Origin of the sequence: Mesorhizobium sp. M0923 (assembly GCF_040319365.1) — a bacterium.
GTDB lineage: Bacteria > Pseudomonadota > Alphaproteobacteria > Rhizobiales > Rhizobiaceae > Mesorhizobium.
The window spans coordinates 57,156-82,465 of the sequence record NZ_JAMYNW010000030.1 but is presented as its reverse complement, the minus strand read 5'-3'; the positions used below and the strand labels follow the sequence as shown (position 1 = coordinate 82,465).

General features: G+C 60.9%; 28 protein-coding genes and 3 pseudogenes. 12 read left to right on the top strand and 19 right to left on the bottom strand.

All coding sequences use genetic code 11. The annotated features are described in order from the left end of the window. From NKH89_RS32345 to NKH89_RS32305, 8 genes and pseudogenes are all read right to left on the bottom strand, one after another. On the bottom strand, positions 1 to 144 hold a 144-nt coding region (locus NKH89_RS32345; RefSeq protein WP_352911369.1), incomplete at its 3' end, for a helix-hairpin-helix domain-containing protein. Positions 145 to 880: 736 nt separating this feature from the next. Beyond that, entirely contained in the window at positions 881 to 1,126 is a 246-nt protein-coding gene (locus tag NKH89_RS32340; protein ID WP_352911367.1) for a DUF982 domain-containing protein, read from the bottom strand. Between the two features lie 483 nt (positions 1,127 to 1,609). After that, positions 1,610 to 1,852 carry a DUF982 domain-containing protein gene (locus NKH89_RS32330; RefSeq protein WP_352911361.1) on the bottom strand — a complete coding sequence of 81 codons (243 nt, stop codon included), beginning with the start codon at positions 1,850 to 1,852 and terminating at the stop codon, positions 1,610 to 1,612. A 184-nt stretch (positions 1,853 to 2,036) separates the two neighbouring features. Further along, the gene (locus NKH89_RS32325) at positions 2,037 to 2,255 is read right to left on the bottom strand and encodes a hypothetical protein (RefSeq protein WP_352911358.1); all 219 of its coding nucleotides are present in this window, start codon (positions 2,253 to 2,255) and stop codon (positions 2,037 to 2,039) included. 274 nt (positions 2,256 to 2,529) lie between these two features. Next, entirely contained in the window at positions 2,530 to 2,757 is a 228-nt protein-coding gene (locus NKH89_RS32320; protein ID WP_352457911.1) for a hypothetical protein, read from the bottom strand. Between the two features lie 140 nt (positions 2,758 to 2,897). Beyond that, positions 2,898 to 3,092: a hypothetical protein gene (locus tag NKH89_RS32315; protein WP_352911355.1), complete on the bottom strand. Its 195-nt coding sequence runs from the start codon at positions 3,090 to 3,092 to the stop codon at positions 2,898 to 2,900. A 240-nt stretch (positions 3,093 to 3,332) separates the two neighbouring features. Next, the gene (locus NKH89_RS32310) at positions 3,333 to 3,599 is read right to left on the bottom strand and encodes a hypothetical protein (RefSeq protein WP_352911352.1); all 267 of its coding nucleotides are present in this window, start codon (positions 3,597 to 3,599) and stop codon (positions 3,333 to 3,335) included. A gap of 643 nt (positions 3,600 to 4,242) precedes the next feature. Beyond that, positions 4,243 to 4,440, bottom strand: a pseudogene (locus NKH89_RS32305) (transposase); the annotation flags it as partial. A gap of 75 nt (positions 4,441 to 4,515) precedes the next feature. Between NKH89_RS32305 and NKH89_RS32300 the strand changes: the two are divergent. Beyond that, positions 4,516 to 4,767, top strand: coding sequence for a DUF6074 family protein (locus NKH89_RS32300; protein ID WP_352911349.1), 252 nt, complete (start codon positions 4,516 to 4,518; stop codon positions 4,765 to 4,767). Here the strand turns inward: NKH89_RS32300 and NKH89_RS32295 are convergent. Next, positions 4,713 to 5,057 (bottom strand): hypothetical protein, encoded by a 345-nt coding sequence (locus NKH89_RS32295; RefSeq protein WP_352911371.1) that lies wholly within the window; start codon positions 5,055 to 5,057, stop codon positions 4,713 to 4,715. The two genes, NKH89_RS32300 and NKH89_RS32295, sit on opposite strands and share 55 nt — an antisense overlap. A 275-nt stretch (positions 5,058 to 5,332) precedes the next feature. Between NKH89_RS32295 and NKH89_RS32290 the strand changes: the two genes are divergently transcribed. Then, positions 5,333 to 6,454, top strand: a complete 1,122-nt coding sequence (locus tag NKH89_RS32290) for a PIN domain-containing protein (protein ID WP_352911346.1) — start codon at positions 5,333 to 5,335, stop codon at positions 6,452 to 6,454. Next, complete coding sequence (locus NKH89_RS32285) at positions 6,451 to 6,966, top strand: hypothetical protein (protein WP_352911343.1); 516 nt, start codon at positions 6,451 to 6,453, stop codon at positions 6,964 to 6,966. Before NKH89_RS32290 ends, NKH89_RS32285 begins: the two co-directional genes overlap by 4 nt. On the opposite strand, the gene NKH89_RS32280 is transcribed toward NKH89_RS32285, so the two are convergent. Further along, the gene (locus tag NKH89_RS32280; protein WP_352911341.1) at positions 6,920 to 7,147 is read right to left on the bottom strand and encodes a peptidoglycan-binding protein; all 228 of its coding nucleotides are present in this window, start codon (positions 7,145 to 7,147) and stop codon (positions 6,920 to 6,922) included. The two genes, NKH89_RS32285 and NKH89_RS32280, sit on opposite strands and share 47 nt — an antisense overlap. Next, positions 7,137 to 7,238: pseudogene (locus tag NKH89_RS32275) on the bottom strand (damage-inducible protein); the annotation flags it as partial. The gene NKH89_RS32280 and the pseudogene NKH89_RS32275, both read right to left, overlap by 11 nt. A 313-nt stretch (positions 7,239 to 7,551) precedes the next feature. Between NKH89_RS32275 and NKH89_RS32270 the strand changes: the two are divergent. Next, the gene (locus NKH89_RS32270) at positions 7,552 to 8,826 is read left to right on the top strand and encodes a DUF4238 domain-containing protein (protein ID WP_352911338.1); all 1,275 of its coding nucleotides are present in this window, start codon (positions 7,552 to 7,554) and stop codon (positions 8,824 to 8,826) included. Here NKH89_RS32270 and NKH89_RS32265 read toward each other — a convergent pair. The 3 genes from NKH89_RS32265 to NKH89_RS32255 are packed head-to-tail and all read right to left on the bottom strand — an operon-like array spanning position 8,802 to position 10,614. Then, the gene (locus tag NKH89_RS32265) at positions 8,802 to 9,704 is read right to left on the bottom strand and encodes a hypothetical protein (protein WP_352911335.1); all 903 of its coding nucleotides are present in this window, start codon (positions 9,702 to 9,704) and stop codon (positions 8,802 to 8,804) included. The genes NKH89_RS32270 and NKH89_RS32265 overlap by 25 nt on opposite strands. Before the next feature lie 42 nt (positions 9,705 to 9,746). Continuing rightward, positions 9,747 to 10,196 (bottom strand): DUF2971 domain-containing protein, encoded by a 450-nt coding sequence (locus NKH89_RS32260; protein ID WP_352911332.1) that lies wholly within the window; start codon positions 10,194 to 10,196, stop codon positions 9,747 to 9,749. A 10-nt stretch (positions 10,197 to 10,206) separates the two neighbouring features. After that, positions 10,207 to 10,614, bottom strand: a complete 408-nt coding sequence (locus tag NKH89_RS32255) for a hypothetical protein (RefSeq protein ID WP_352911330.1) — start codon at positions 10,612 to 10,614, stop codon at positions 10,207 to 10,209. Positions 10,615 to 10,616: 2 nt separating this feature from the next. On the opposite strand from NKH89_RS32255, the gene NKH89_RS32250 reads away from it, so the two are divergent. Both NKH89_RS32250 and NKH89_RS32245 read left to right on the top strand, forming a co-directional pair. Then, positions 10,617 to 10,868, top strand: a complete 252-nt coding sequence (locus NKH89_RS32250) for a helix-turn-helix domain-containing protein (protein ID WP_352911328.1) — start codon at positions 10,617 to 10,619, stop codon at positions 10,866 to 10,868. Further along, complete coding sequence (locus NKH89_RS32245; protein ID WP_352911325.1) at positions 10,868 to 12,145, top strand: type II toxin-antitoxin system HipA family toxin; 1,278 nt, start codon at positions 10,868 to 10,870, stop codon at positions 12,143 to 12,145. Before NKH89_RS32250 ends, NKH89_RS32245 begins: the two co-directional genes overlap by 1 nt. Before the next feature lie 152 nt (positions 12,146 to 12,297). Here the strand turns inward: NKH89_RS32245 and NKH89_RS32240 are convergent, their stop codons facing one another. Both NKH89_RS32240 and NKH89_RS32235 read right to left on the bottom strand, forming a co-directional pair. Beyond that, positions 12,298 to 12,792, bottom strand: a complete 495-nt coding sequence (locus NKH89_RS32240) for a hypothetical protein (RefSeq protein WP_352911322.1) — start codon at positions 12,790 to 12,792, stop codon at positions 12,298 to 12,300. Between the two features lie 49 nt (positions 12,793 to 12,841). Beyond that, on the bottom strand, positions 12,842 to 14,011 hold the full coding sequence (locus NKH89_RS32235) for a hypothetical protein (RefSeq protein ID WP_352911319.1): 1,170 nt from the start codon (positions 14,009 to 14,011) through the stop codon (positions 12,842 to 12,844). Positions 14,012 to 14,276: 265 nt separating this feature from the next. Between NKH89_RS32235 and NKH89_RS32230 the strand changes: the two genes are divergently transcribed. From NKH89_RS32230 to NKH89_RS32220, 3 genes are all read left to right on the top strand, one after another. Further along, positions 14,277 to 15,332 carry a hypothetical protein gene (locus tag NKH89_RS32230; RefSeq protein ID WP_352911316.1) on the top strand — a complete coding sequence of 352 codons (1,056 nt, stop codon included), beginning with the start codon at positions 14,277 to 14,279 and terminating at the stop codon, positions 15,330 to 15,332. Between the two features lie 73 nt (positions 15,333 to 15,405). Then, positions 15,406 to 18,699: an NERD domain-containing protein gene (locus NKH89_RS32225; protein ID WP_352911313.1), complete on the top strand. Its 3,294-nt coding sequence runs from the start codon at positions 15,406 to 15,408 to the stop codon at positions 18,697 to 18,699. 423 nt (positions 18,700 to 19,122) lie between these two features. Continuing rightward, complete coding sequence (locus tag NKH89_RS32220; protein WP_352911310.1) at positions 19,123 to 20,043, top strand: hypothetical protein; 921 nt, start codon at positions 19,123 to 19,125, stop codon at positions 20,041 to 20,043. Between the two features lie 417 nt (positions 20,044 to 20,460). On the opposite strand, the gene NKH89_RS32215 is transcribed toward NKH89_RS32220, so the two are convergent. The 3 genes and pseudogenes from NKH89_RS32215 to NKH89_RS32205 form a co-directional block, all read right to left on the bottom strand. Then, the gene (locus NKH89_RS32215) at positions 20,461 to 21,225 is read right to left on the bottom strand and encodes a hypothetical protein (RefSeq protein ID WP_352911307.1); all 765 of its coding nucleotides are present in this window, start codon (positions 21,223 to 21,225) and stop codon (positions 20,461 to 20,463) included. Positions 21,226 to 21,857: 632 nt separating this feature from the next. Next, positions 21,858 to 22,223: pseudogene (scpB, locus tag NKH89_RS32210) on the bottom strand (SMC-Scp complex subunit ScpB); the annotation flags it as partial. Positions 22,224 to 22,225: 2 nt separating this feature from the next. Next, on the bottom strand, positions 22,226 to 23,179 hold the full coding sequence (locus NKH89_RS32205; RefSeq protein ID WP_352911304.1) for a DUF1403 family protein: 954 nt from the start codon (positions 23,177 to 23,179) through the stop codon (positions 22,226 to 22,228). A 169-nt stretch (positions 23,180 to 23,348) separates the two neighbouring features. Here NKH89_RS32205 and NKH89_RS32200 point away from each other — a divergent pair, with 169 nt between their 5' ends. From NKH89_RS32200 to NKH89_RS32190, 3 genes are read left to right on the top strand one after another with little or no spacing between them, the layout of a single operon-like run. Further along, entirely contained in the window at positions 23,349 to 23,606 is a 258-nt protein-coding gene (locus tag NKH89_RS32200) for a type II toxin-antitoxin system VapB family antitoxin (RefSeq protein ID WP_031195575.1), read from the top strand. Beyond that, positions 23,606 to 23,992: a type II toxin-antitoxin system VapC family toxin gene (locus NKH89_RS32195; RefSeq protein WP_352911300.1), complete on the top strand. Its 387-nt coding sequence runs from the start codon at positions 23,606 to 23,608 to the stop codon at positions 23,990 to 23,992. The genes NKH89_RS32200 and NKH89_RS32195 overlap by 1 nt, the downstream gene beginning before the upstream one ends. Continuing rightward, entirely contained in the window at positions 23,989 to 25,122 is a 1,134-nt protein-coding gene (locus NKH89_RS32190; protein ID WP_352911298.1) for a site-specific integrase, read from the top strand. Before NKH89_RS32195 ends, NKH89_RS32190 begins: the two co-directional genes overlap by 4 nt. Positions 25,123 to 25,310: the final 188 nt, after the last annotated feature.

Below are 25,310 nucleotides of genomic sequence, written 5' to 3'. Positions count from 1 at the left end.
ATCAAGCGGCTGCGACAGCGCCGTCAGACTGTCTGCCGCGCGCAAGTACGCCTTTATGCGATAGGGATTGTCGCCGCGCATAGACGCCCGTTGTGCGTATTCCTTCAAAAGACTGGCGACGGTCCTCGGATCGATTTTTGCCATTGCTTCAGCCAAACGAGGCCGATCTCCGCAGGTTCCAATCAGGCAAGGCCATGAGCGCCGCGTTGCCCTTTAAATCCCGGCTTTACTGCCTTCTTCCCGCGTCGGCCGCTACAGATCGGGCAAGGATTGGTCAGCGCGACCCCGCCCCAGCGATTCAAGGATAGCGCGGAACTGAAAGGCAGCGGCGCGGACGGCCTCAAAATCGAGGCCTTCACCGGGTCGAGGTCGAACACGAGGCGGTCGGCCTTTTCGACATCCGTATCCGGTTTCTGCCATCGGCTTTAGATGCCTGACATTCCGGTTCCGGTCCCCTTACCTCGACGTGCCCCATAGACGCCAAGTACCTCGCCCAGAGCAAGCTCCGATGCCAGTTTCAAGAAGTGCAAAATGGCCCATAAATGCGCCGGCCAGAGTGAATGCTCTCGTATCCGGGTCTATTCGAGCAGCGCGGACTTGGTCAGCATTCGGACAGCCTAGCGGGTCCGTCCCAACATAGCCATGGGCACCGGCCTGCTACTCACGGAGCACCCCTTCCTCCTTGGCAGCAGCCTCGAAAGCCTGACGGACCTCCTGTCGGCGCACAGTTGCACAGCCTTCCTCCACTTAGGTCCCATCTTGGTCCACTTCATGAGTTCCTCGGCGGCACCCTCGACGTTGTTGCACTCGTAGGTGACCCCAGGTCGGTCGGTCTTGACGTACACCGGAGGGGAGAACCAATGGGTTACCACGACACCTCCTACTCAGGGGAGAGATACACGTTGGCCTCCTTAGCGGCAGCCTCAAAGGCCTTTCGTATTATGTGCGGGTCAATCGAATCGCCCTCCAAGGCTGACATGCAGAGGATCACCGCCTTGTGCCAGAGAGGCCCTCGCCGGGTCCACATGTTGAGCTGCTCAAGGGCTTCCTTCGCATTGTTGCAGCCATGCCTGACACCGGTTTCAGTCTTCACGAACACCGGAGGGACGAACCAGATGGGCGCCATGATACCTCCTACTCAGGGGAGAGATACACGTTGGCCTCCCTGGCAGCCGCCTCAAAGGCTTCACGGACCTCATGGGGGACATCCTGCCCTCGAACGCGTCGACGCAGGATTGGACCGCCTTGGTCCACCTCGGGGCCCTTTGTGTCCCACGCCATGAGTTCCTCGGCGGCTCCCTCGAGGTGGCTGACCCCATTGCGAATGCCCGGACGTTTCGTCTTCACGTAGACCGGGGGAGAGAACCAGAGAGGACCCATAAGGGGGAACTTAGAGCGGCAAGAGCCCGCCGACCAACCCCGCTTTAGCCGCAGCTAACGGAACGATGTAGGCCCTCGCGGGTTTAGAGGTGGCAGCGGGATTCTTCGTGATCTGCAGCCGTGTAGGGGGGTCCGTCGCCTCTCCCTCACCGGCGGCGGGCTCCTTTCGCGAAGGCGGTGTTGGTAATAGACACCTAGAACCTTATACCGCATCCAATTTAGCTAGTTCTCATTGGGGGAGTAATGTCCCCTCCTCTTTTGCAGCAGCCAGGAACGCCTTGCGAGCCTCCTCAGGTTCCATCTCGTCGAAAATCACGGCCATGCAAACACGCACCGCGAGGTCCCACCAAGGGCCACGCTTGGTCCACTTCATCAGCTCCTCGCCGGCTGTCTCGGCGTTGTTGACATTGTGGATGATCCCGGGACGCTCGGTCTTGACCGGGACCGGAGGGTTGAACCAGTGGAGAGCCATACGTCACTCTTTGTCGGCCCGATCAAGTTTCTCCAGCAAATACCTTTGCTCAGCCGGGAGCTTCCGTTCTACAGGCAGATTTAGCAGCTTGCGACGGTAATTGCGGATTACCTCTGACTATTGAAAATGACGCAGGACTGCGCGCTTCCGTTGCGATGCCACAGTGACTGAAGTTGGCTGACAGCTACTCCCGGGCGTCGAAAGCCACGCAGAGGCCCATGGCAGTTGCTGCCTCGACGATTGCCTCGGTTAGTTCTTCGTCGGAGGCCACCAAATTAGGCGCAGTCTCGCGAGCTTCGCGTAGTGCCGCTTTGATCGAGACCGTATCGCGACGGTCCGCCCTGTTGAGGAGTACAGTAATTGCTTGTTCTAGAAACGGACCGACCCTTCGCGCGACGCTCATCCAGCCCTCCCCAGGAACACGCCGAAGGGTACTCTACTCCCTACCTGAGCGGCATCAAGGCCATGTACGAATTGTACAAATTGGTACGGCGCTGGGCCGCGACAGTCAGGAATGTTTGTAGAATTTCTGTGGTGGGGATCGGACACCGGCTCGCGAAGACCCTCATGCTCCTCCTCGATCCTATTGACGCGCCTCGAGCCGCCTTTCTCCCACAATCCTAGGTCGGTCTGTCCTGACGTACACCGCAGGCGAGAACCAACGGGTTGCCATGAGGCTATTCGCGAAGATCGAACCCGACGAACAGGCCAAAGGCTGGGGCAACATTGACAATAAACTCCACCAGCTCGCAGTCAGTTTCCGCCAGATGTGGCCCGTCTCGGCGCACCGCTGCGATAGTCTCTTTGACGGAGATGATTTGGCCGCGACGGGCTTGTAGGATCAGCTCGTGAACAAGGTGTTTGGCAGTCACCTTGTCGGGTCGGCAGTTCGTCCAAACGTTCATACAAGGCCTCCCACCTCAGCGAGAAGCCAAGGGAACATTCATGATCCTCTGTCGGGAAAAATCAAGAAGAATGTTTGATAGCTTCTGAGTGGGAATCAGGGGAACAAGCCACGAAGCGAGCCTGACGCTCAGCCAGCCGGCTAGGGACCTTCTTCCGTCGGCCCCTGTTTGGCCCGATCAATAGCCGCAAGTAATGACTGAAGGGTTGGCGGCAGTTCTGGTTCGACCCCCAGATTTAAGAACGTTTGTACGTGATGACGATAGCCTTCGGAACGGATCAGTTTCCGAAACGCTTCGGAGACAGACTGATGGTCTGCTTTGTTGCTGGTTGTCATGTTCGGGAAGTCCGTCCCAATCAGCCGCAACTCGCCCGCAACGAATGGGTTCCATCAGGAGGTCGGAATATTTGGTAGAAATTTCTGAGCGGGAGATCGGATAACTGGCTCGCGCGAAGACCCCCCCGTGCCCCCTTCGTTTGCCGCAGCATTAACCTCGCTCTTTGAACTGAAATTCGTGTCTATCTAGCGTCGGCGTTGCACATCGTGAACGTTGAAATGCTTCTGTCCAATGTTTGCTCACGCTGTGATGCCAACGGGCAGGCTCTTGCGGCAGGGTGCCGCAAGGCGAATGAAACGCCGGCCCAGTTCAACCGCGCGACGTCCTTCAAAGCTGGGGGGATCGATCTTCACCAAGCGGTCTGCGGACTCGACCGCAGTTCGTATCCTGCTGCACAGCGCGAGATTTTCGGCCAGCATTTCTTCAGTGCGTTGAAGCGCGAGCTCGGTCCGGTGGATGCGCTGCCTGGCATTGGCAACTTCCGATGTCAAAAGATCGGCCGCCATCCCGTGGCCGTGGGGTTCCATAGTGTCCATGGGTTTCTAATACATGGGGGGAGATATCGTTCCCTGATGTCGGGCGAAACGGCGGGCCGCAGAAAAGCGCGATGAGCCGAATGACCAATGCGCTCCCTGTCAAAACAGCGCCAGAAACAGGCGAACGGCTTCGGCCGCTCTACATCCCACGGGCAGAGGCGATCACGGTCCAGAGGCCATTGATCTGTTCAGGCACGACTACAACGTAAGCGAAGACACACTCAGGCGGCTGGTGATCAAGCACCGTCTTCACAACCAGACAATGCCCGGTGCTCCGTGGAGAATAAGCGCTCCCGGTTTGGCTATGGCGCTCGCCGGCGATGATGACGCGCTTGCACGGTTGAGGCAGGACGATCGCGAGCACCCGGACGTAACTCGGTATTTCAAGCGGCTCGGCATCCCGCGACCCTGACCTGTTATCAAAAGTTATGGTCGCGGCTACTGTCTAGAGTAGACATTAAGTAGATGTCGCGGCCCGACAGGGCCCCACACAAGAGCGAACCGTTGCTGCCTTGCGCGTCGCCCTCTAGGCCGCCGGCGTCGAGTTCATCCCGGAGAACGGCAGCCGCGCCGGCGTGAGGCTCCGCAAACCTTAGGCCGTAGACTCGTTACTGCGCAGCCACACACCTGCTTTTCCCCATCGGACGAAGCGGTTGCAACAGGTGGTGCGCGGGCCATAGCGCTGAGGCAGGTCGCGCCATGGAGCACCGGAGCGCAGCACCCAGAAGATGCCGTTCAGCACGCGCCGATCATCAACACGCGGTACACCTCTTGGCTTGTTGGGTAGACGCTTTATTCCATTGCTGACCATTGTCCAAAAGCGCTGTTAACCAAATTTTCTCACCCGCCAATGCTTATTCGCGCGACTGAAGGGGTGAGGTGATCGATGTGTGATTCAAAGATAAGCGCGTTTCCGCTGCATCGGCGGCGGAAGTTGGTCGAAGGGATCGCCCGGGTCCTGGAATCCAAGAACGGGGAAGACGCGAACGCCTTCTGGCGCAACACCGCCAAGGCAATTCTCGTTCAACTGTCCGAATCAGGAATTGCACCCGGGGTCGCCGAACAGGAAGTTGGAACGCTTCTTCATGCTGTCTTGGGCGATATCGCCACCCGCAGTGCTGCGAAACTTGCACAATAGCATCGGCTCACGATGAGGGATTGCCGCATAGAGACGCCCCGGGGCTCCACAAGCGTAGCACCACTGCATCCGTCAAACGCAGGTTTCTCACTGCGGATGAAAAGATAGCCGCGTTCGTCGAAATCATGCGCGCGAATGTGCTCTCGGGCGAGATACGGTTCCGCCTCGCCTGTCCGGCGTTCATCGACCAAATCGAGGTAGGCGATGCGGAAACCCGCATTCATGGAAGGCCGACGGACCTTTTCCACGAGCTGAACCCGCAAAACCAATGAGCCGCCGTTGAGTTCCACACTGCACTCTTATGCGACTTTTGAGGCACAAAAAGCGAACATCCAGTGGCGGCTTATGTGGTTTCGGCGTCATGATTGGCTGGAACGGGGAGGATAGCAGCCGGTCAAACTTTCAAATTGACACGCAACCCATGCGCCAGGCGTGAGTGACGGAAGCGAAGGACGCGTCCGCTCTTCGTACGGCAACATACCAAGCTTTGGTTGGCCATTGGCAAAAGTGCTTGAATTTGCCTGAAGGAGAGCAAATATCCGAGCCGGCAGACGAGGGGGCGGGAATGGAAATCCATCTGGTTGCGGACACCAACCTTTTCTTCGAGTGCAAGCCACTCGACCAGCTGCCGTGGCAAGAGCTCGGCTACGATCCGATTGTCATCCTCTTGGCGAAGCCCGTCCTGGATGAGATCGACAAGCACAAGAATGCCAATAGCCGCACGCGCGATCGCGCGCTCGAAATATTTCGGCGCGTCCGCCAAATGCTGAAGTTTTCGGTACTGGAATCCGAAATCCGGACATCCTCGCCAAAGGTCGTGTTGCGCCGCATGCCCAGCGTGAAACCGGATCCCGCGCTGGAGGAACATCTCGATTACACGAAAACCGACGAGAGACTCATCGGCATCGTGTCCACGCTGAACGCGCGGTCCCCAGAACACCGCGTAATATTGTTCACCGAAGATGCCGGACCAGCCATGACCGCTGATGGCCTAGCTATCCCGTACCTTATGATCGACGAAAGCTGGCGACGCCCTCCGCTGGCAACGGACGATGCCAAAAGGATCAAAGAGCTCAAAAGGGAAATAGAAGCCTATCGGGCGCAGGAGCCGAGGATTTCGATCGGCACCTGCGAAAGCGCGGACGGTTCGAACACGATAGCCGCGACTAGAAAGGTCGCGACCCCGCTCACGCAAATGGAAATTGGGGGATTTCTCGCGGCACTCAAACTTAAGCATGCGCTCGTAACAGACTTCACGCCGCCCTCTCCGTCGAGCACGACCGATGCTTCGGGCGAGGTGACGAAGATCGAGTACTCTTCCCCTGCCGAAGACGATATTAGCATTATCGCGACGTGCTTTACCCGCAATGGATTGAACGGTGCCACGCGATCCTGTCGCAGCTCCATCACGGCCGCGACGAGATCGAGCCGCCCGTTATGGTGCGCTGGCCGATATCGAACAACGGCACCCGCCCTGCATCGCAGGTTCGCCTCGAGTTCGAGGCGAAAGGTTCGCTGGCACTCCGGCGTATCCGGACAGACGACGACGAGGATTCCGCGACTGGTGCGCCTTTGCGATTGCCGCCGACACCCCCCACCACACAGTTTCCGCTACCACCCAAACCTCCGTCATTTCAAAAGCAGGTTACGCGTATATCGCCATCTGCCGAACCGAAACCGAAGGTGACGCAGGGACTCGACATCTCGAAACTGATGGCTTCTGGAGCACTAGGCGACAACCCCCGACACATCGCAGAGATGTCCAAAATGCTTGGGCGCTTGGATACTTCCGCGGTGAGTGCAGCAGCCCGTCTGCTGCAGCATGATGTGTTTCGCACCTTCAGTCCCGACGCGTTTTTCGGTCAGGCATCACCCGAGACAGTTTCGTATCGGCCCTTACGAACCTACATTCCAGATCCGCATGACCCGGAATCCTTCTACTATGAGGACTGGCCGACGACCGGCATCGTGAAGAAGGGTGCCTTGACGTGCGACCTTTGGCGTCACCAGGCTAGCGAACAGGTTTTCGAATTTGAGGTGTTGTTCACAAAGACAGGAGAAGCCCGCGGCATTGTCGAATGCACGGTGCATGCCGAGAACCTGGCAAAGCCCGAACAAGCAAGGCTGATTGTCAGTCGGACTTTGGATTCGTTTAGCGTATCGGATGTGGCGAGCGCCATGGTCGAGATCTGCAACTAGCGTGCTCGATCCTGAGCGCAGTTAGCGTCTCGGGCGTAATCGTCCCGGTTACCTTCAGAGAGTAGTCCGCCTGCATATTCTGCAGTCCGGCCCTCAGGTCGGGATTCATTTCGCCGTCTATCTCGCCGCTGTAGTAGCCGAACGCAAGCAAGGCGAATTGGACCTCTTGGTTCCACTTCAAAATCGGCGCTTTCTCCCGCTCTCACCCGGATGAGTTCGAGCTGCCAGCGAGCACGGCCGATGCCGGGGACCGGCAAGTCGATACCGGGAACGCCGAACGGAAGCACCGCGCGATGGCGCGCCGGCCCGCCTTCGAGGCGTGCGATTCGCTCGCGAAGCGCAGCGATGGCAGGGCTGGCGGCCGGCTGACCCATGGATAAATCACTCTCAAACAGTCTTCCCAATGGATTTCGGGCTGATATGTTCCTTATTTGTTCTACTCGATGGGAATGCGGCTGCCCGTCAATCGCGACGCGGTGAGCCATTGCCGGTCATCGGATGCAAACGAAGTTTGCTGCTATGATGCGCTTCGGACTGCTTCCGCACCATCAACTGTGCTGAGGGGCCGCATCACGGCAGGAAACGATGAGTCGACCATCGAAAAAGCATCACTTCGTTCCTCAGGCCCAACTTCGGCACTTTGCCGCCGATCCAGAACGGCGCTCCATCTACGTTTTCGCCAAGCGGTCCGACCGGTCCTTTCTGACGTCGATTGCCAACGCTGGCTCCGAGAACGACTTCAATACGGTGATCCTGGGGGACACGAGATGGAACTTCGAGGACCTCTTTCAGGAGGTCGATGCCCGCTCCGCCCGCCTCGTCGCCGAAATCCTCTCGCGACGCTCGCTGGCGTGGATGACGGCGGACGATCGTATTGCACTGGCCGATTTCTTCGCGACCCAGATGCTACGGACTCATTTAAGCCGAACGGGACCAAAGCATCTGGCGGGCCAATTGCGGGAGATGACGCGCCAGGTCGGCTATGACCCGGATGCCGATCCGCACATGGCCATGCCCTCTGACACGGCAGTGAGGCTTGGTGCCGTCAAGGCGTTCCTTGAACGGGAAGGTCACACCGTCGCGCTGCTTCGTCTTCATCCCGCCCTCTATGGGAGCGACGGCGAGCATCGCTTCATCATCTCGGACCATCCGGTCAGCCGCATCAACGCCTTCCCCTACGGAGATGTCGGGCTCACTTCGCCGGGTGTCATGGTGATGCTGCCGGTTTCACCTGGCCTGACGCTTGCGTTGCATTGCGCGACGATTGCCCAGCGTTACGAACTGGCGGCGAGCGCGGATCTTGAGCCTGAACGCAAGGCAAGAATGATCCGCTATCGGGATGGTCTGCGGTCCGGTGAGGCGATCGCCATCGATGGCGACATGGTACGCTACCTCAATGGTCTCCAGGTCTCGCAAAGCGCCGGCTACCTTTATGCCGATACCGACGCGTTCGACTTCGCACGCGAGATTCTGCAGCAGGACGAGGACCTGCGGAGCGTCGAGGCGCATACCGAACTGGGAAAGATGGGGCACGCGCCCCCGCCGCGATCGGGCATGCCCGCGGGGACCCACCTCGTCGTCTTCGGTCCCCTCGATCACTGCGTGGTGGCGATTGAAGAGATCGACGAGGCGGGTGAAGGCCTGACGGCACGAACCAGGCAGGTCGATCTGCTTGCCCAAGTCGCTGCCGACAAGGGAATGTTGCGGGTCGAACTCTATGTCGATCGGCAGATGAGGCGTGGGATGGGCCAAGTGATGGTCGAGCGCTTTGGCGAACCATCGTCCGGCTGGTTTCGCGTTGTCCATCGCGATCCCAGCCTGAGATCGCTCAGCGTTCAGCTCGACGCCGAGCGCCGTTGAGATCGCCCGGTGGCGACAGAGCGCTTGAGAATCCGGTCGAGGTCGGCGTAGCTGAAGGCCGGGGCGCGGCCGATCAGGAACGACGGCGCGAACACATCGATCAGCTTCTGACCTGGTTGCACGGATTCGCGTATCCTGCGCCGGACCTGTTTCAGTTGCGCGCTGGACGGGTTTACGATGCCGTCGCGTTGCAGGACGGCCGTGACCATGCGCTCCAGGCGATCCTGTCGCATGCCCCCAATGCAGTAGGTTCGGATGTACCGCAACAGCGATTGCAGGAACAAACCCTGGCAGTGAAACGACTCCATGACCCCGCCCAGCGTTGCCTCAAATGCGGCCGTGACGTTCGAGGTGCGGTTCATCTCCCGATAGAAAGCCAGTGTTTGTGCCTCGAGGAAGCCGACGCTGATTTCCGCGGGCGGCGCGCAGAAAAGATAGGACGGCACGGGCTGCCTCAGGCTCACCTGCTTGTAGAGATGCAGGCCGAAGCACAGAGCAAAGATGCAGGTGAGATTGTTGGCCGTCGCAACATTGAGGGTCCGGAGATCTTCAATAATCTCGCCCCAGCCGACGCGTTCTCCGCTGGGCGCAAGCAGGAGCCCCTCGGCGACTGTTCCGTGAGCATCGGCATGGAGCACCGGCCTCAATCCCTGCTCGGCCTCCGTCATCAACTGCCTGAAGAGATCGCTCAGTTCGGCGCGATCTCGAACAGCATACGCGAAGACGGGGAAACCGCCGGCGGAGGCGAGGCCCTCAAGATCTTCGAGGATGCGCCGGGTGGGACCCATCTCACGTTCCGGTAGCGAGTGGATCCAGACGATCGCGTTGGTCTGCAACGGTTCCGAGATCGTGAGTGCGGTGTCCGAGTACGATATCATTCTGGTGGGCCTCGCCTTGCTCTGGTGCCTGCTTGCTGGGTCTCAGATATAGCGGGGTTGGCCGAGAAGGGTGGAAAGCTCAAGGCGATCGCTTAGCCCGGCGGCTGCCACATGTTGAGCGACGGTGGCGCGCTCGGCTTCGGTTGTGGTTGAGCCGAGCACGATGCGTTCGATCAGAGTGGGAAGATCGACGTCGACGAGGATGCCGTGTTCGGGAACCCGGACGCCAAATTCCTCGGCCATCCTAACGGAGATTGCAAGCCGATATTCCCGCTCCCATTCAAAGGCCCTGTGCTTGAAGAAGAACCGGTCGAGCATGGCGACGCCGCGCATCCGAACCTGGGTCAGGTCGACATATTGAACCGGACCACCCCACAGATCCTCGACGCCATATTCAGGTTTGAGCCGAAAGGGTTTGAAGGCGGCGCTCATGCGATCGGGCGTCGTGCAGATGGCGATGCCCTTGTGCTCTCCGGCGTAGAGCTTCCACATCGCATCGCTCTCATAGGCGGCACGGTGCCAGGCAGCTTATCTTGGTCAACCGTTTGAGTTGGAAGAAGGCGCGCTCCACACTCTCCATTTCGGCGTAGCGCGGATCAGGCGGCGGCACGTTCAACTGGACGGCGACGGCGCCTTCGAACGGATCGATGAACTGGTTTGCCGATGCGAAATAGAGCCGGCTCTCCGCGAGCGTTGAAAGGAAGCGCTCGAAACGAAAGTAGTTCCAGAGCGTCTCGTTGCCCTCGACAGCAATGTCGCCAACCGTCCGCACGATGCCGCCCATGTTCTCGCAACGCCCGACGTTTATTACCGAACGGTTATTTTTCTGTGCCTTGCCTTGAAACTTCACCAGTCGGTGATATTTTTCCCCTACGAACCGTCTTATCACTGAACGGTCATAGGATGTCAAACATGCACATTCGGGGTGTCGACGACGTTCGTCACTTTCTGCGGGAGGAGCGCAAGCGGCGTGGGCTTACCCAAAGCCAGCTCGCGGATCTTACGGCGACCTCGCAAAAATGGATCAGTGATTTCGAGCGTGGCCGCGTCGATCCGCCAATGTCGATCGTACTCAAGGTGCTGGTGTTGCTGGGCGTGACGATCGCGTTCTCGCCGGCGACAATCTCGGCCAGCGACCCGTCAGACGCAGGATCCGAATTCTGATGCCCGCATCCATCCGACTCTACGGTCTTCCTGTTGGTGTCCTCGATGTTGCCAGGGATGGCGCCTTGTCCTTTCGCTACGAGCAGGGCTGGCTCGAGCGCACGCAATTGCCGCATCATCCGCTTTCTTTAGCGCTCCCTCTCTCGCCAGATCCCTACGACCATGACCACGCCGGCCCGTTCTTCGATGGGCTGCTGCCGGATTCCCAACAGACGCGCGAGGCTCTGGCGCGCTATCTGCAGGTCGATGCCACCGATGATTACGCGCTGCTCTACCAGCTCGGCCGTGATTGCCCGGGCGCGGTCACCGTTATGCCGCTTGAGGATGAGGTGATCGCCGACGAGAATGTCGAGACGAAGTGGGACGTGCTGGACGATGATCGGCTTGCCGAATACATCGAGGCCTTGCCGCGGCGGCCGCTGTTCATCGATGCCGACGGAGAGCTGCGGCTGTCACTTGCCGGGGTCCATCACAAGGCTGGGGTCGGCGTCGTCGATCGCAGGATCGCGCTGCCGAGAGGGCACACCCCTAGCACTCACATTCTAAAGGTCGACATCGACGGTCTGCCGGACTCGATCCGCGTCGAGCATTTCTGCCTGCGCCTGGCTGCGGCCGTCGGCATTCCGGTGCCGTTCTCGACCATCCGCGTGGTCAAGGACACGCCCTACATGGTCATCCGGCGATACGACCGTGTCGGCGTGAACGGGCAAGAGGTTTTCCGCCGTTTGCATCAGGAGGATTTCTGCCAGGCGCTCGGGCGCTTTCCGCGGCAGAAGTACGAAAAGGATGGCGGGCCGGGCTGGCAGGAATGCTTCGAGCTGATGAAGAAGGTCAGCGACGTCGTCACGGCTCGCACGCAACTTCTTGATCGCGCGATCTTCCAGTTCCTGGTTGGCAACCCGGACGCCCACGCCAAGAACTACTCACTGGTCTATCGGCTCGATCGCATCGAGCTCAGTCAGCTCTATGATGTCAACAACGCCGCTGCTTTCCGGTCCTTCTACAAGGAGCAGCGTCCGCGGCTGGCGATGTTCGTCGGTGGCAATCGTGATCCGCTCACGCTGACGCCGGAAAACTGGGAAGCCTTCGCCAAGGATACCGACTTCCGCCCCCGCTACGTACTTCGGCAATTGCTCGATATGGCCGAGCGCCTGATCCCGGCAGCCGAGAAGTTGCTCGCGGAAGTGAAAGGGACCGAGGCCGACAGCAAGCTGCTGGCGCCTGCAGTCGAGGACATCGTTCAGCGCTGCACCGCAGTGCGCGCCTGGAGCGCATAGCTCAAAGATTTCCAGCAGCGCCGCTGCTCGGCGTGGATTTCATAATGTCCGTCAGGAGCGCGTCGATGCTGCCGGCCGATGTAGCTAGCCTTCCATCGACAAAATGTGGAAGGTTGTTCTCTTCTTCATAGTCATAGCTGGCCTCGAAATCCTCAACGGCTTCCCCCGCCAGGGGGCACGCCTCGATCCCTCAGGCGCTCATAGGCAGCGACGACAAAGTTGAACAGAGCGGGGTTGATGTTCACGACCGGACCATACCAATGGAACATCTGTTGGCAGGCCTGCCGAGTCTCCTCCTGATACCGCTTTGTCGTCTCTATCGCCGCGACGACGTTGTCGCGTGGGACGAGGCACAACGTCATCAGATCTGTCGTTATCGGATAGCCGCCGATCGGAATGAGTCTGACGACGTGCCGCAGTTCCTGTTGATGGTGGAAGTAGTTGCGGAGGCACTTGAGCGCCGCAAATTCCTGGACGTCGAAGAAATCGGCAGCAGCTCCAACCTTCAGTCGGTCATTGAGACTGTGTGCCGCCTCCAGGAGCGAAAACAGTGTGTCGCGGCTCGGTGAGACGCAATGCGTCTGGTAGAGCCGAAAGAACCTTTCGGATGCTGCGCCAACATTGGCCAAATCGACATCTTCTGTCACACCGAACCTCCAATCGAATATGCGCGTGTCGAAGCCGTCATGCGCCGTTCTAGCCCGAAGCCTGCGACGAACCGCACTGCAGAAAGGCATCCTGGTTTTCTGGAGGCGACGGTGAGGTTGCCGCGCCGATTAAGGCACACACGCATCCACGCGCAAGCCGTCGAGCGTCCAGTCGCACTTGGCTTGGTATGTCCTGCATCGCCTGGCCATGGAGGAAGTCGCTTCTCTCCTTGAAGAGCGCGAGGTATCGCTCGCCGGCAGAGGCATCGTCCAGGAGCGCCGCCAGGCGCCATGCGACCCGGGCCGTCGCGCCCTGGCGCCGTTGTCTGTTAATTTTCGGGCGCTTCCTCGGGTCATGGTCGATCGGCTGTCCCAATGCGGCCTCGATCACCGTGACATGCGCAAGAAACTCGTCGATCCCATCGCTCGCGAAGGCCTGGATCGCGAAGTGGTCGATCGGGCGATGAAATAGCGGGGAACGTCGAGCCTCCAGGAGTTCAGTCCAGGCTGCATCATCCAGATAGGCTGTTTGGGGTATCGCAGCGTCGGTCAGGGGCAACCGCGTAGGCCGTTCAATCTCCACCATGGCGCCGTCCTCATCTTCGTAGAAGTCCGGCTCCCACGACAATGTGTCGGCATCGGGCGGCGTCGATCGGCGCGCAAACAGGTCGTCTGACAGCGTATGGACCCATGGCACGCGAAAGGGGCGCCAATCCAAGTCGGAATAGCTGGTGACCTCCTCCCAGGGGGCGGTCAGTAGCGCGAAGAGCGCAGCTTCGACCGGAGCGGGGAAGTGCCTTTTGTGCGGTTCGATCCGCCCGAAATCCTGTCGCAGATCGGCGAACAGTCCGGGGAGAACGCGGCCGCCAGATTTTCCGGGGAGGACCACGGTTTCTTCGACGACGAGCCAGGCAAACCGGCTGAAGCGCTGGCTGTCGAAACGCCAGCCGGGCCGTTTTTGCGACAACCCATCGGGGTCGAGGAGATCGTCCAGCTCCTCTGCTGTGAAGTTTCGAATGGCATTGGGTCCAAAACGCAGTTCGGGGACATCGTCGCCGAGATCAAGCGGACAGAGATGTACCAGATGCGCTTCCGTCTGCCTGAAGGCTTGGTCAAGGCGGGCCGCTGCGGTAGCCGGGGAGACAGCAAAGCGGGCGGGTTCGTCGTCGCTCCAGCGAAATCCGAGACCGTAGAGGGCTTGGCTGAGGGCGACGTTCACGGCGTCCTTCGATCCCGCTGATTGATACAGCCCCTGGCAGGTTTCCCCAAGCCTCACAAAGGCGGGGGACGCATATAGATTGCCAGCCACCGGACCTTCGTGGCGCCACAGAGCGTCGACCGCGGACACTAGCTCAAAGGGGAGCGGGTTGTTCAGGACGCGAACTCCTTTGACTATCGGAAGCTGTCCGAATGCGGTGGGTCAAATAATGTAAGGTGCGGCGAGCTGTAATGTCACGGCTGCTGCGCGCATTAGGAGAAGATCCGTGCGATCAATCGTTCCCATTGCAGAACAACTGGACCGCGCACTTGCTGAACTGGCGATTGATCACCCCCTCAATGGGCGGATCGCACTCATCCTCGTCGACAATGGCCTTGAGCTGATGTGCCATCAAAAATGCGCTGACCTATTGTTCGAGGATAGGCACAGGAATTCCCGCAGGCTCACGCCGGAACAGCGCAGCGACGCACGTGGCCGCGCCTTCGACAGGAAGACCCAATTTCTAAAAGAGCTCGGTCACATCCCGCCCGATCAGGTCCGGGCGATGGCAATCCTGCACGAGTACCGGAACCAACTCTATCATGTCGGGCTCCGCGACGATCCGATCATCGGGCAGCTTGCGCACCTCTATTTCCGCCTGGCTGCTGGGCTGCTCGAGCCGCTCCTGAGTGCGCAGCGTCATCTGCGCTGGGAACCTGAAGTCGTCAGCGATGCGGCACGTCGACTTTTGCCTGAGTTGGTAACGACGAAGTACCGCAGAGCCAGGGTCGATATGACCGGACTACGCGATCGGCTGGTCGCGGCTTGTCCGCAACCGCCAATGCCGGTCGAGCGAGCGTTGAGCGCGCATTTGTTGTTTCGCGTCGACCAGGCGGAGGCGGCTTTCGGCATAATCGCCAAGGGACGCTCAGGAATAGACGACCCTGTCGATACGCTGCGGACGATCCAGCTAGAAGCTGACACGATCGCCGCAATCGTTCGTTTTCGCCGCGATGGCGACAAGGCGCTGAAGGCGAAGGGCCTCCCGCCCAAGCCACTCGATGTGGACGCGCTCGGAATGGCGCGAGGGACGAAAGTGTTAGTCGATCTCAATGCGCGCCTGCTGCCTAGCTGGAAGCCCAGATACCCGCAGTTGCCGTTCGAGAGCTGGAGAAAACGAGCCAACTCGATTGGCGCCAAACGGACGGCCCTGACCGCACTGGAGATGTTTGACCAGATCAGGAAGGAGATTGACCAGTTGGAAGAAATCATGGCCGAACCCATCGAGGACATGCACGGGTGGCACCAGCACCTCGAAGACGTCGCCATGGACAGCCGATAGCATTCGGTCGGTGCGGTCATGATGACCTGCATCGAGGAGTGCTTTTCAGCAGTGAAGCTGTAGAATCCACATCATGAACCAGACACGCCAACTGACGATCTTCTGCGGGGGACCGCTGGAACACGACTCGGAACGTGTCTTCCTGCGCGCCCTCGTTGACCATCTGGCGCGAGGTGCGACGGCGGCCGTCGTCCTGTGCAATTTTCAGCTCAAAGGTCGACAGATCGACTTCGTCGTGGCGACGGAGAATGCCGTCGCCCTCGTCGAAGCAAAAGCCACCAAGCTTCCGGTTCGAGGCGAGATCAATGGCGCGTGGGAGCGGCTGTCGCCGTCCGGGGAGTGGGCATCGTTCCGCAACCCCTATCAGCAGGCGCTCGACGCCAAGAACCGTCTGCGTGATGCCATGGCTCAGGCGGCGCCCATCGGCGATTTCTACCCGGATGGGTTCGTCGCGATGACCGGCGAGCTCCCTGCGGGGTCGACCGTCACTTCGGGCGACTTCAAGGTTCGGATCGGGTCTACTGACGAAGTCCTAGCTGCGTTAGGAGCGACGGGAGGCAGCCCGTGGTCACTCGCGGCTTGGCAGGACTTTGCGCGATCCTTGAAATTGACCGCTACGTCCGTGGACGTCGCGCTGGCTGCCGAAAGTTCCTGGGCGTTTAGCGAGTGGGCGGAACGATATCGGCGGGCGTTCGCTGCGGAATACCAGCCCGATGCCGATCTATGGATCCCGGAAGATGACGAGCAGGCAGAGGCTCTCATCGCATCCACCAATGAGCAGGCTGGCAGCTTCTTGTGGGGACCATCCGGGTGCGGCAAGAGCCTGATGGCAAAGTGGCTGGGCCTCCAACTGACAGCGACGGGCGCCATCTGCCTCTTCGTTTCGGCGAAGCTGTTTTCGGGCTCGTGGGCCGAGGCGGTTCAGCGCGAGATTTCGCTGCTTGTTGATTCCTACGATCCGCGATTCCTGCGCCGGGCCACGCAATTGGGGATACCGGTCGTCCTGATCTTTGACGGCTTGAACGAGCTATCGGCCGACAATGCGCGACAAGCGCTGCGTGGACTCAGGGCTCTCGCAAGGCGGTATGAGGCGCGGGTGGTTGTGACGAGCCAGGAGTCCCGTCCAGAAGGTCTGGCTGGCCTGAGCAGCGTCAGCGTCGGGAAGCCGTCAGAGACCTTGAAGGCACGCATCGCCGAACAGGGACACGGAGTCTTGACCTCGGCGGCAAAGGACGTGCTGCGCGGCGTGCGGAGCGGGTTTGAGGCGCGCATCGTAGGTGAAATCGGCAACGAGCTGCGGTCAAACGTTACGCGCCTTGAACTCGTCGACCAATTCATCCGCACGCGACTGGGTCCACATGCGCGTTCGGGTTCGCTGGGCCTTCGACGGCTCGCGGCGCGCCTCACCGACGAAATGGCCTATTCCCTATCGGAAACTGCCTTCGATGAGTTCATGCTGGCACAGCACCTGACGTTCGACGATTGCGAGGCAATTCTGCGGGCCGGCGTTCTGGAAACTCGAGGCGGCAGCGTGTCCTTCAGTCACGAAATCTTTCAGAGCACGTACGCCGCTCAAGAACTGGTCAGGCTGGCGCAGACGGATCCCTCGAAACTTGGCGTCCAGTTGGGCACGCCGCTCTTTCGTCCACTGGCCCGCGACATCATCGCCGCTCTCGGCACGGAGCCGGCTGGCCGTGCGGTGCTGGACGAAATCACGGACGCAGACATCATTGCCGATGCCGCCGACGGTGAACTTGGTAGCGTGGCGACAGCGACCGCCTGGGCTATTCTCGAGGCCAGCCACGCTAGTCTTCTCGCCGAGATCGCGCAGTCCAAGCTGGTCCTGACGAATGGTGAGGCTTTCAAGCGCCTCGAATGGGAAGGGCACATCGAGTCTCCGCCGACGAGTCGAGCCCGCTATCAGGCCTTGGGCGTTCGCGCGGCCAAGGGCACGGGCATCGAGGAATACCTGGTTTTGTGCCGAGCGATGGATGCAAAACTGCTGGAGGAACGATCACAGCTTGCCGAGGCGGCTCGTGAGGGCAACGTCGCCTTGCGCAGTGAAGCTTTCGCACTGGCCTATTATGGCTTCGGGCCGCGACACAACTTCACGCTCGCCGCGACGCAGGCTGACGCAACGAGGTTCACGCATATCATCGGCAATCGGCCACCGAAGATCGCGATGCGGTCTCTTGTCGGCTTGACCTCGGGCGAGCTCCTGTTCGTTCTCAAGCAACGCCATGAGCTGTTTGGCAAAGAGGATGTCACGCGATTCACGCTTGAGCTGACCGAGGTATTGCGCACGCGGTGGAGATACGAGCCCTATCATGTCCGGCTGGAACTGCTGCACATCGTCGGGTTCGTGCGGGACGCCGAGGAGACGGCGAGGGCTGGCCTTATCGAGGCGATCAACTCCCTCGAGATTCACGCCTGGAACTGGGCGTTGAATTCGAGCGTGATCGATGCCCTCAAGATACTGGGAGCGCTTGACGACGAGGGCGAAGGGCAGCGAGCTGCAATTCGTGAGGAGGTCGTGGCGGTGATCGGGGAAGCGGACAGCGACGACATCCGCGAGCAGGCTCTCAGCGTCTACACGCGGATGTTCGATCACCCGTTTGATTGGATTTATGCCGAGGAAGTCTACGCGTTGCCGGAGGAGACTCAGCGTCTGCTGTATCGGCGGGCCTTTCAGGCTGATGGGATCGGCGATTCCATGAGCGTGAGATACTTGGCGCAAAGGATCGCGGAATACGAAGAGGCATCAGACGCTCCGTTGTTCTCGAACCTGGCGCGACTTCCGTCCCAGACCAACCCGATGAGCCAGGACGAGATGGCTGCGTTCGTGCTGGCGGTTCGCTTCCTCGCACGACACGCTGGGCCGCTCCCGGTTGTGGAGGCCGAGAACGATGCGCAACAGTGCATGGTACTCATCAGAACGCTGGTCTATGCTGCCGAGTCCGGGCGCGACGCCGACCGGGAACAGGCTCGCGCGGCGTGGGAGCAATTGCACGCACTCCGTCCGCAACGCGTCATCGGTTGCCTTGCAGAGATCAACGAGTCGCTGGCGGCAAGTCACGTGGCGGAGCGACCGCCCAACTATCCCGCCCTCAACCTGGTCGATGTGTTTCCGGCCGACCTGCTCGCGGTCAGCCGGAAGTTGGTTGATGAGGGCGTCCCCCCGACATCGTATCATCGGGTCGGCTTTCGTGATCGGGACCTGCATTTCGCCTTTGGCGTGATTGCGAAGCACGGCAACCGCAACGATCTCGGTAGGCTCCGGCGTGTAACTGCAGATCACCCGTTTTCGCAAAAGGCCATAGAGGTCATCCGTGCAATCGAGACATCCGCAACGGCCATCAACCGATAGCCCAGATTCGCGGATTCACCGCTGCATCCACAAAGGCCGTGGCAATGCGCAGTACCTGCCTCATCGATTGGGGCGGCGCGCTTACCCTCGCCAAGATGGGCTGGCCTAGATCTGGTCGAGTTCCTAGCCAGCTCTCCGAAGACAATAGAACGCGGATCGACGGACTCGTCCGGTTGCATGGCGTAATCCTGGACCTCAGCGCGCCGATCCTGCCGACGAAGGGCTTGGGCGATTGGCTGCCCGCGCCACCGGCGTAGCTTGCGGATAGATTCGAATCGCATATGCTGGAGCATGGCTGATCCGGCCATGCCGTCCACATTGGCGAAGCCTGCGGGCAGGAATGAACGATCACCCCGTATGAACCTCTCTCCAAGGTGCGCGGGCCAAGTGGACGCGCCATTGCAGCACCGCCGGAGCGGTTCCATGCGAATCCATTTTCCCGATCTCATTCGGCCGAAACAGGCCGCAAAACATCTCGCTCGAGGTTCGACCGAGCTGAAACTGGCAGCGGTGCACGAGGCACTGGCGCAGGCTCTGGGCTATCGAGACTGGCACGAGCTTTCGATCACGAGTCACCCGAACGGTCTCGCTGCTCCAGATGGTCCAGGTCTCCAGGCCGCGCTTCTCACGATTCTCGAGTTGGCTGATGCCCTTGGCCTTCCGGACGGCCATGTCCAATATGCCGTTTCGAGAGCGCGCCTGCTCCGAGCGACGCCGTGGTCGATCGATGAGCACATGGTCCTGCGCGCATCGATCTGGAGGCGACGTGTTTTCGGGACACCGGGCCGCGGCAAACCCGGAACCGTCGTGAGAGACAAGGCCTATGGCTCAGGCGCCCCGGCCTATCTTCGCTATCCCGGCCGTCCCACCTATCTGCTCTTCGACACCGGATTTGGTACGCGGGCCGACTTCGAGGTGGCCACTCCGCGCTCCCCGCTCCCGGACTTCGTGCCCTCGCGGATTTGGTTGCCCTACGGGGTCTGGCAGCTGACGGACGAATCGGAAGTCCTGTTCTCGCGCGACTACCTACCGATGTGGCGCATATCGGACGATGGAACGGAGCGCCTTGCTCCCTGGCTATGGATTAAGGACATCGCGGAAGAAAACCACTTCGGCAGTCCTGGAACCGCCATATGGGCCTCCGGTCCCGCTCGCAACAGTGCCGTCGGCTACCTTCAGCGCCATCGCATTTTCGAGTTGCCGATGCTGACCGACATCATGCCTCACCTGTTCGAGCCCCACGTCGAGTCCTTGCAGGACGGTGTTGCCCGCCTCTATGCCGCTCGACGCGATGCGGAGGCGCTGCCACCCTACGCCGACCTCAACGATCGTGTTTTGGCGTGATCCCCAGTTTGTTGCCATTTCGCACGGCAAGGCGCACTCGAATCTGCTAAGCGGTAAGTATTGATGGGCTGGGACTATATGGCTGCAGTCAAAAAGAAGACTAATCCGCCGTTAGATGCACGTTTCACATTCGCAGAAGACTCGTTTTCCCGGTTGACGGGCGGGTGGGACTCTCACCTGCGCCCTGCTGTGGGCGTGGCAGACGGCGAGCCATATCTGTTGCGCTTGTTCAAGAAGACGGGCACTGCGCTCGACGATGATCTCCGGGTAATTGTCGGGCGTGGCCTGAGGCGCATCCGGCGTGTGCTTTCCTCCCGTCGCGCGAGAGACGTCCTGGTCGAGGTTCTCGAAACTGCAGAAGACCAGTATGAGCTGGCTATCGTTATGGTAGACCCCGGAAGTCCGATTTCCGGAGCATCACAGCGCCGGAGGACGAGGGAAGGGCGCTACCTTACGAGCGCAAGTCGTGGGGTCTTCTGGCGGAATATGGTCCGCATGGCAGAGGCGCTTGCGCTGTGTCACGACGCCGGCATCGTGCACGGCGGCGTCAGCTTGCATTCGATATTCTCGCAGCGAGACGATAGTGCCGACTATCGGCTCGGTGGCGTCGAGGCATGCGTCCACATTGCGGACGGCGATCTCAAAGAGCCCGGGCATCTGCTTCGCGCGTCTGCTGTCATCTCCTTCCGACAAGACTGGATGGACTTGGCTGCGGTCGCCGGCACGCTGCTCGGCCTCGATGGTGACAACCCGCCCGCGCTTCTTTCCGTCGAGCGTCGAATGCTGGAACGGCTGGCCAGTCCCCCGCAGTTTCAACTGTTCGACGGTGCGGTCGTCCTCGACGAATTGAGAAATGTCGTCACCGAGCTCCACAGGGTTGGCTCCAGCTCGGAGGGCGAACTCGTTCTTTATCCTTCCCGGGACGTGGTTCAGAGCGATTTGCCGGCCCTCTCTTCGGGCACGATACCCGCAGCGGATGGCGCTGCGATCATGCAGTTTGTTGCCGACAATCTGTTGTCGGCCGGCGTCCGCCTTGTCCCGGCCGACCAGGACACCGTTCGCGTCATGACAGACCTCGCGGTCTATCATGTTCGTGTCATGAGCGACTCTGTCGGGATGATCGTAGCGGCACATCAGCGTCGCCCAAACGAATGGATGCACGGCGCTGTCGACATCGTCCATCAATTGCATCTCTCCCGAAATCGAGCGAGCTCGGAAGAGCGGGTCCAAAACCTCGGGCCAGGCGCCAAGCGCTGGCGGGACCTCCTTGAACCCATCCGGCCCGCCGACGGGACGAGCGACGTTCCAATATGGTTTGCTCTCATCCTCCTCGAGGCCTTTACCCTGCTAAGGGAACAGTTTCGCCTCTATCCGGTCCATGTGCTTCCAACAGCCAATGCCGAGACCAACGTCGTCTGGCTGATGCCCGCCGATGACGCAGGGCGGGATGCGCAGCGTGAAACAATAGGGCTGCGCCCGGCTGCTGAGGCCCTCAGGCGCGAGCTGAAGTATGACGACGGAAAGGCAAACTGGACGCTTTCACAAACGGCGCGTCTGGCGATGGGCCGGGAGCGCGTGCCGGAACTCACCTATGAAGGCAGCGGCCTGATCAACGGGAAGATAGCGTTCGCATTCGGCACCAACCTCGCGATCCAGGCCCGGCAACGGCTTTTCCTGCGCCCCCGCAAGGACACCGGCACCGAACGTGCCATCCGACGACGGCTGCAGAACATCGTCGCCGCCAGGTCCAACGTCGAGCTTCTGAGGGCTTTGGACGATCCCGCGCAGGTTCGAATGGATGACGTGCTGCGCGACACCAGCGCGTCGGATTGCGACAGTTCTTTTGCCCCCTCGCCCGCTGCCGTGCCGAAGGCGGCGCGGATGGCGTCGCCAAAAATCTTCTTGGTCCGGTGCTGCCAGCCGCCGGCGATCGCGACCAGCTCATAGGGGCGGCCGGCGAGCTCGGCGCGGATGTCGTCGATGATCAGCTCGATATTGCAGTTTTTTCCCACCACCCGCGCGAGCACACTACGTGTCACCGGTTCATTTGCCGCAAAGATCACCGCTTCGACGCGGCCCATCCACTCGCGCCAGCGCAGTTCTGCCGGAAGATGCTCCAGCTCGGTATCCAGCAAATCCGGCTGACCGTTTGGCTTCCGGCGGGCAGACGCTTCGCTCATCGCTACAACCCAAACAGCCGAAAGGTGGTACGGCCGGAGAGCTCGCGGACGGCATCCAATTGTTGCAGCCGGTCGAACAGGCGCCGCGCCGCAAAGCGGGACAGGTTCTTGGTCGTCAGCGAGCCCGAAACGGCGTCGTCGTCGAGCAGTTTTTGGATCACCTCGCTCGCCCCCTTTGCCCTGAGCTTCGGTGCGACGGCGATGAGCCGCTCCGCGCGCCGCGACAACTCGGCGGCCAACCGGCAGGCGTCCGCGGCGGCCGCAACGAGCGCGACGCAAACCGCGCGCTCAAAATCTTTGTCCCCCGGCCGAATGCGCTTGCCGCCGGCGTCGGGGCGAAAAGCCGGACCAAAGGCCTGGGCGATCAGCAGCGGCAGCGACCGCGGCCAGCGCAGGTTTTGCGCCAGCACCAGGTCGGCGAGCCACCAGGCGAAGAGCTCGGCATCGGGCCGCATGGCGACGACGTGGGCGGCGATCGCCGCGGCGGCGAACGGCGCCGGCCGCTGCAACCCCGCCAGGTTTTCGATCTCCGTGCAGAGGTTGGCGAGCGCGGGACCGTTCCAGTGAAGACCAAGCTGGTCGAGGGTTTTGGCCAGCCGATCGGCGCTGGCGATGGGCGGCTGCGCGGAAAGCTGCCGCCAGGCGCTATAGATGGCGCCGGCGGGGCCGGGATCGGCGCCGGCCGGGCGCAGGTACCAGGCGTCACGCAGGGCGGCCTCGTCTTCTGAGCGGCCGGCGAGCCGCATGCCGGCGGCGGCACAGCGAAGCGCCAGCCGCTGCCGCCAGGCCCCGGCCCAGCTGGCTTGCGCGCGGGCGAGCGTGTCGAGCGCGCCCAAGGCGGCGCCGGCCCGGAAGGCGGCGTCTGTGTCGCTGACGTCGCGGGCGGGCGTGAGTGCCCAGGCCGGCACGGTCGGCGGCGCGGCGCGGCTGGCAGTCGCGGGATCAAGGCGAATCATGATTTTGGAGGGTAAAGTGGCCGTGCGCTTTTCGCCATCAATTCCGCGTTAAAACGCACAGCCTGTCGTGGCGACAAAACGAACGATAATCTTGCCTTATCGTTCGTTGTTTACGAGCCTTCGGAGCCATGGTAGAATACGCCAGAAAGGTAGAATTTTGGAGTCTTTCGTGTCCCTGAACATCAAAAATCCGGCCACCGTGGCTCTCGCCGACGAACTCGCACGCCGCCAGGGCATCAGCAAGACGGCAGCCATTCATCAGGCCCTGAGCGAGCGCTTGCATCGCTTGGGCTTTGGAGAGACCGCTCAGGAGCGTCTGCTGGCAGAATTGCGCGCCATCCGAGAAAGAGTGGCACGATTGCCTGAACTGGATAGTCGCAGCGACGAGGAGATCATCGGGTATGACGAGCATGGAATCCCGAACTGATGGTGATCGATACCTCAGCCGTTGTAGCGATCCTTCGGAGCGAGCCTGAGGCAGCAAGGCTGGAACGAGCGCTGATCTTGGACCCAATCCGTCTGGTCCCGGCAACCTGCGTGCTCGAGGCACGCATGGTGCTGGTCAGCAGGCGCGGCGAACACGCGTTGGCCGAGATCGATCTTTGGCTGCGCAAAATCGAGGCCGACATCATTCCTGTCGACTCCGAATTGGTTGATCTGGCGACCCAGGGTTGGCTGACCTACGGCAAGGGCCACCACCCGGCGGCGCTGAATTTTGCCGATTGCCTGTCCTATGCTTTGGCAAAGCGTGCGGACGAACCGCTGCTTTTCGTCGGCAAGGACTTCTCCCAAACGGATATCGAAGCGGCATGAGCTTGACTGACGACGCTCCAAGATCATCGGCTGCTTCCGGCGATGACGACATGCCCGACATCATCGACGTCGTCATGGAGATGGACGATGCCGACCACGGCTCGCCCCCTCCCCTTCCAGCCATCGCCAATCCCAGCCTGCCTGCGCATCTTGAGGCGCTCGCCGGCCGCGCGCGCGACTATATCGAGGCGGCGAGTTCGGCCAACACGCGCCGCGCCTACGCAGCCGACTGGAAGCATTTTTCGAGCTGGTGCCGGCGCCAAGGCATCGAGATGTTCCCGCCCGATCCTCAGCTCGTCGGGCTCTATATCGCCGCCTGCGCGTCAGGTACGGCCACTGGCGACAGAAAGCCCAACACCGTTTCAACCATCGAGCGCCGGCTTTCGTCGCTCTCCTGGAATTGTGCCCAGCGCGGGCAGCCGCTGGACCGCAAGGACCGGCATATCGCCACGGTGATGGCTGGCGTTCGCAACACCCACGCCTCCCCTCCCCGGCAGAAGGAAGCGATCCTGCCCGAGGATCTGATCGCCATGCTCGAGACCCTCGACCGCGGCACGCTGCGTGGTCTGCGCGACCGCGCCATGCTGCTTTTGGGTTTCGCCGGCGGCCTTCGCCGATCCGAAATCGTCGGCCTCGACATTGGTCGCGACCAGACCGAGGATTCTTCTGGCTGGATTGAGTTTTTTCCTGACAAGGGCGTGCTGGTGACCCTGCGCGGCAAAACCGGTTGGCGCGAGGTCGAGGTCGGCCGCGGCTCCTCCGACGCCACCTGCCCGGTGGTCGCGCTGCAAACCTGGCTGAAGCTGGCGCGGATCGGCCATGGCCCTTTGTTCCGAAGGGTAATAGGGCAAGACAAAAGAGTCGGCGCCGATCGGCTTAACGACCAGGAGGTCGCACGCCTGATCAAGCGCACGGCGCTCGCAGCCGGCGTGCGTGGCGATCTGTCGGAGGGCGAACGCGGTCAAAAGTTTGCTGGCCATTCGCTGCGCGCCGGCCTCGCGTCCTCGGCCGAGGTCGACGAGCGCTATGTGCAAAAGCAGCTCGGTCACGCCTCGGCCGAGATGACGCGAAAGTATCAGCGCCGGCGCGATCGTTTCCGCGTCAATCTCACCAAGGCGTCCGGGCTCTGAAAAGCCCCCCTCCCTGCCCCGTTTTGTCCGCTGGGATGAGGCGGTCAGATCTCAGGCGATAACAATACCTCATCGAGCACAGCGAGCGCTGTATCCAGACTATCGGCGGCCGACGCTTCGTAGTCAGGCATGATCATCAACTGCGTTATGGCACGGCCCACAAGAGGGCATCGCGATAAAAGTACGCC